Consider the following 1,502-nt stretch of genomic DNA (forward strand, 5'->3'; position numbering starts at 1 on the left):
GACCACCGGTTCACCCTTGCAAGCTGGGCAAAAGGTGTTGTGGCTGGCGGAAGTGAGTTTTCATGAAAAATTCGGGTTTTCATTAGTGGTGCAGGACATCGACCCCAGTTTTACGTTGGGCGAGTTGGAAGCCAATCTGAACAAAATTCGCCAGCAGTTGGTGGCTGAGAACTTATACGACCGGAATAAGCGCTTTGAACTGCCAAGTGACTTTTTTCGAGTGGCGGTGATTGCGCCCCCGAAAGCGGCAGGCCTGGGCGATTTTCGTGCCGATGCCGACCAACTGCAACAGGCGAATTTGTGCGAGTTCAATTACTTTTACGCCAGTTTTCAGGGGGATAAAGTCGAGTCTGAAATGCAGATCGCGTTCAATGCAGTCGAGGCCATGCATCAATCGCAACCGTATGATGCGGTGATTGTCATTCGTGGGGGCGGTGCCAAAATGGATCTGAGTGCTTTGAATCGTTACAGTATCGCCAAAGCGATTGCGCAGGCGTCGGTTCCAGTGTTAACGGGCATTGGTCATGAGCGTGACACCACGCTGCTGGATGAAGTGGCCGCCATGCGCTTTGACACCCCCAGCAAAGCGATTGCCGCCATCCGGCATCGAATTTTTGACGGCGCCCAGCGTGCCCAGGGTCACTGGTTTACCATCTCCCAGGGCAGTCAACTTTATGTGCAGAAACAAAAGCAGACGCTGGCCGAAATGGAAACCACCGTACAGCGTCAAAGCCTGAGCATTACCGAACGGCTGAAAAACTGGCTGACGCCCTTGCATTATCAAATTCAGCGGCAAAGTGTGAGCCTGTTGCACGGGCAGCGTTATGCCTTGTCGCAATCCAATCAGTTCATTCAGCAAACGGTTTCCAGTCATCTGCAACTGCAAAAACAGCAGCTGCTGCAGGCTGAATCCTTGTTGCGGTCGGCACCGTTTCAACGGCTGGAATCGGCACGTACACGCAATAAACAATGGATACAATTCATTCTCAGCTCCGGGCCGAAGACGCAACTCAACCGTGGGTTTGCCATCGTAAAGGATAAACCGGGCGGGCAGCCGATTAAATCGGCAGATACGGCAAAACGCTTGCCGCAGATTGAAATAACCTTTCGGGATGGTGCCATTCAGGCCATTCCGGTTGAAGAAACCCTAAACTGAAAAGGATAAAACACCATGGCCAATAACAGTGCGGAAAGCTATCAAACAAACTACGCCAAGCTTCAGGAAATTGCCCAGAAACTGTCCCATTCCGATGAAATTGACATAGACGAACTGGTGCCGATGGTGGATGAAGCCACGCGAGCCTATCAGATTTGTCAGTCGCGCATTGAAGCGGTGGAAGCGGCATTAAATAAGCGCATGGCACCCACGCAAGCTTCGGAAGAACGTGAATAAAAAAGCCATGCTTTATCATAATCCGCAGTGTTCTAAACTCTAAACGTCGTCAGGCAAGGATCGTCCTCAACGACGAGCGAAACCGCCAGGCTTGGCTGAAAATTCTGCA

General features: G+C 51.3%; 2 protein-coding genes. Both read left to right on the top strand.

The features are described from left to right. A partial coding sequence (gene xseA / locus ACP5D0_RS08455) for an exodeoxyribonuclease VII large subunit (protein WP_472365264.1) occupies nt 1–1,156 on the top strand: 1,156 nt, incomplete at its 5' end. Nucleotides 1,157–1,171: 15 nt separating this feature from the next. After that, nucleotides 1,172–1,393 carry an exodeoxyribonuclease VII small subunit gene (gene xseB, locus ACP5D0_RS08460; RefSeq protein WP_472365265.1) on the top strand — a complete coding sequence of 74 codons (222 nt, stop codon included), beginning with the start codon at nt 1,172–1,174 and terminating at the stop codon, nt 1,391–1,393. The last annotated feature ends 109 nt before the right edge of the window (nt 1,394–1,502 follow it).

The sequence above is a fragment of the Hydrogenovibrio sp. genome, assembly GCF_049975065.1.
Classification (GTDB): Bacteria; Pseudomonadota; Gammaproteobacteria; order Thiomicrospirales; family Thiomicrospiraceae; genus Hydrogenovibrio.